Raw genomic sequence first — 3,781 nt, forward strand, 5'->3', positions numbered from 1 at the left:
GCATCGACCGTCCAGCGCGGACGCGGTGGCGTTCTGGCGGCGGCGTCGAACACGGTTGGCGGGTGGCAGGACCGGGACACCGGGACCTGTTCCTCTTGCCCTCGGTGGTGACCGGTGCGGTTCGGTCGGTGGCGGAGCGGGCCGGGGACTCGTGGACCGGCGGGACTAAGGCTCTCGGGTCGGCGCTCAAAGGCGGCGGGTTCCTCGCCCTGGTCGACGGGGCGCGGGCGGCGGACCGGAACGCGGCCACGGTCCGGCCGCGCATCGGTGGCGTTCAGCGGGACGTCTGGCAGTTGGTAGCGCAGCGTTACGAAATTGCCGGGGGAGTCGACTACGCGAGCACCGACTACAGCGGCGCGATTGGGATCTTTCGGACCCGATCGGGGCCGTGAGGGTAGGTGAGGGCAGTTCTGAGGGTAGTGCGAACACGCGTGAGGGTAGTGCTGAGGGTAGTTCCATACCGCCTCTGACCTGCAATGAGGGTAGTGAGGGTAGGAAATCCGGGGATGACCCTCATGAGGGTACGTACCCTCAGTCACCGTGCGTGATCTGCCCTCAGCCGGGCGAGTGCTGCGGGCGGGTTGGGTGGCGACGGTGAAGGCCCGTGCGTGTGCTGCGGTGAGCCGGTGCTGATCCGGTCCGCGTGCGGAGCTCCCCGCACCTTCATTTGCCACGGTCGACCCGCTGAGCCGGTCGCAGACGCGCCGGAGGCCACCGGGGGCGACTCGGGTACCCCGGTGGCGGAGAGCGGCGCTCAGCGGCCGATACAGCGGGCACGGCGTCCGATCGGGCGGGCGGTGCCGCCGGAGAAGGGCATGCGCCTAGACCCAGGGATCGAGGCGGGCAACCTCGCGGCGATCATCCGGCTCAAGTTCCCCACGCCGGACGCGGCGGCGCTGCGGGAGGCGGTCGACCGGTTCCACCGGTGACCGACTGGACTGCGATCGAGACGAGGGGGCCGGCAATCTCGGCAACGTGGTCTTGCACCGGTTGACCGCGCGGAGCGGGTCCACGCCGGAGTTGGAGCGGGTCGACATGCCCGATGAGGTGACCGCGCTCGGGCGGCGGGGCGGAACCAAGGTGCGGATGCTCGATCCCCGTGGGTCAACCGGGATCGGGTGATCGAGCCGGGGGCGGAGATCGTCGGCATGGACGTCTCCGGGCAGTTCCTCGGCGCGGCCGGTGACCAGTTGGGCACCGGGCTTCCGGTGCCGATCAAGCCGGGCACGGGCGCGGATCAGCCGGTCACCGTGGCGGCGGCCGGCAGAAAGGCCCGTGAGGTCCCGTTGATTAAGCTCCCGGGTACGGGGTGCTCGCTCACGACCTGGACGTGACCGCCGGAGACGTGACGCGAGTGCCGGCATCCTGCGGGATCTCAAGGCCGGTGACACGGTGGCGATGCCGACCGTGCGGATGCTCGCCGATGACCTCGGGTTGCCGGTCGAGTTGGCCGGCGGGTGGGTCTGGGAGTCCTCCCGGCGGTGGCTCGGTGACTGGCAACGGTTCTGGCGGGATGCCCGGTCGGCGCTGATCGAGGCCGGGCCGGATGACCTCCCGGCGGTGTACGCGCTGGCGGCGGTCAAGGCCGTGACGAACGCGTTCCTCGGGGGGTGGCTGCGCGCGCCGGAGCACAACCGGACGGCATCGTTGCGGGTCGACTGGGCTCACCAGGTGATCGCACGGGCGCGCATGAACGCCGTGCGGGGAATCAGCAAGGCCAGCGCGAAGCCGTTGGCGATCGTGGCGGATACGGCCTACTTCGGCGGGATCGGGGAGCTGGGCGGGATGTGGGTCGATGAGCACCGGTTCTCGCTCGGTTCGTGGAAGACCGAGAAGCGGGCCACAGCCAACGGTCCTTGCTCATCGCCGCGCCTCCATCTCCGCGTTGATCGCATCCCGGAACCGGTTCGGCCGCCCGCTGGCGTACGCGGCTACGATCTCCGCCGTGGCTGTGGCCCGCTTCTCGGTCTTCCACGAACCGAGCGAGAACCGGTGCTCATCGACCCACATCCCGCCCAGCTCCCCGATCCCGCCGAAGTAGGCCGTATCCGCCACGATCGCCAACGGCTTCGCGCTGGCCTTGCTGATTCCCCGCACGGCGTTCATGCGCGCCCGTGCGATCACCTGGTGAGCCCAGTCGACCCGCAACGATGCCGTCCGGTTGTGCTCCGGCGCGCGCAGCCACCCCCCGAGGAACGCGTTCGTCACGGCCTTGACCGCCGCCAGCGCGTACACCGCCGGGAGGTCATCCGGCCCGGCCTCGATCAGCGCCGACCGGGCATCCCGCCAGAACCGTTGCCAGTCACCGAGCCACCGCCGGGAGGACTCCCAGACCCACCCGCCGGCCAACTCGACCGGCAACCCGAGGTCATCGGCGAGCATCCGCACGGTCGGCATCGCCACCGTGTCACCGGCCTTGAGATCCCGCAGGATGCCCGGCACTCGCGTCACGTCTCCGGCGGTCACGTCCAGGTCGTGAGCGAGCACCCCGTACCCGGGGAGCTTCAATCAACGGGACCTCACGGGCCTTTCTGCCGCCGCCGCCACGGTGACCGGCTGATCCGCGCCCGTGCCCGGCTTGATCGGCACCGGAAGCCCGGTGCCCAACTGGTCACCGGCCGCGCCGAGGAACTGCCCGGAGACGTCCATGCCGACGATCTCCGCCCCCCGCTCGATCACCCGATCCCGGTTGACCCACCGGGGATCGAGCATCCGCACCTTGGTTCCGCCCCGCCGCCCGAGCGCGGTCACCTCATCGGGCATGTCGACCCGCTCCAACTCCGGCGTGGACCCGCTCCGCGCGGTCAACCGGTGCAAGACCACGTTGCCGAGATTGCCGCCCCCCTCGTCTCGATCGCAGTCCAGTCGGTCACCCGGTGGAACCGGTCGACCGCCTCCCGCAGCGCCGCCGCGTCCGCGTGGGGAACTTGAGCCGGATGATCGCCGCGAGGTTGCCCGCCTCGATCCCTGGGTCTAGGCGCATGCCCTTCTCCGGCGGCACCGCCCGCCCGATCGGACGCCGTGCCCGCTGTATCGGCCGCTGAGCGCCGCTCTCCGCCACCGGGTACCCGAGTCGCCCCCGGTGGCCTCCGCGCGTCTGCGACCGGCTCAGCGGGTCGACCGTGGCAAATGAAGGTGCGGGGAGCTCCGCACGCGGACCGGATCAGCACCGGCTCACCGCAGCACACGCACGGGGCCTTCACCGTCGCCACCCACCCCCGCCCGCAGCACTCGCCCGGCTGAGGGCAGATCACGCACGGTGACTGAGGGTACGTACCCTCATGAGGGTCATCCCGGATTTCCTACCCTCACTACCCTCATTGCAGGTCAGAGGCGGTATGGAACTACCCAGCACTACCCTCACGCGTGTTCGCACTACCCTCAGAACTGCCCTCACCTACCCTCACGGCCCCGATCGGGTCCGAAAGATCCCCATCGCGCCGCTGTAGTCGGTGCTCGCGTAGTCGACTCCCCCGGCAATTTCGTAACGCTGCGCTACCAACTGCCAGACGTCCCGCTGAACGCCACCGATGCGCGGCCGGACCGTGGCCGCGTTTCCGGTCCGCCGCCCGCGCCCCCGTCGACCAGGGCGGGAACCCGCCGCCTTTGAGCGCCGCCCGAGAGCCTTAGTCCCGCCGGTCCACGAGTCCCCGCCCGCTCCGCCACCGCCCGAACCGCACCGGTCACCACCGGGGCAAGAGGAACAGGTCCCCGGTGTCCCGGTCCTGCCACCCGCCAACCGTGTTCGACGCCGCCCGCCAGAACGCACCGCGTCCGCGCT

The 3,781-nt window shown here is 70.7% G+C and carries 4 protein-coding genes; 2 read left to right on the forward strand and 2 right to left on the reverse strand.

Going from position 1 to position 3,781, the window contains the following annotated elements:
• A partial coding sequence (locus tag QTQ03_RS28975) for a hypothetical protein (protein ID WP_289281160.1) occupies positions 1-392 on the forward strand: 392 nt, incomplete at its 5' end.
• A 726-nt stretch (positions 393-1,118) separates the two neighbouring features.
• Positions 1,119-1,334 carry a hypothetical protein gene (locus QTQ03_RS28980; protein WP_289281161.1) on the forward strand — a complete coding sequence of 72 codons (216 nt, stop codon included), beginning with the start codon at positions 1,119-1,121 and terminating at the stop codon, positions 1,332-1,334.
• A gap of 526 nt (positions 1,335-1,860) precedes the next feature.
• On the opposite strand, the gene QTQ03_RS28985 is transcribed toward QTQ03_RS28980, so the two are convergent.
• Both QTQ03_RS28985 and QTQ03_RS28990 read right to left on the reverse strand, forming a co-directional pair.
• A complete protein-coding gene (locus tag QTQ03_RS28985) occupies positions 1,861-2,508 on the reverse strand; it encodes a hypothetical protein (RefSeq protein WP_289281162.1) in 648 nt (215 codons plus the stop codon).
• Positions 2,509-2,823: a hypothetical protein gene (locus QTQ03_RS28990; RefSeq protein ID WP_289281163.1), complete on the reverse strand. Its 315-nt coding sequence runs from the start codon at positions 2,821-2,823 to the stop codon at positions 2,509-2,511.
• Positions 2,824-3,781: the final 958 nt, after the last annotated feature.

The sequence above is a fragment of the Micromonospora sp. WMMA1363 genome (assembly GCF_030345795.1).
Classification (GTDB): domain Bacteria; phylum Actinomycetota; class Actinomycetes; order Mycobacteriales; family Micromonosporaceae; genus Micromonospora.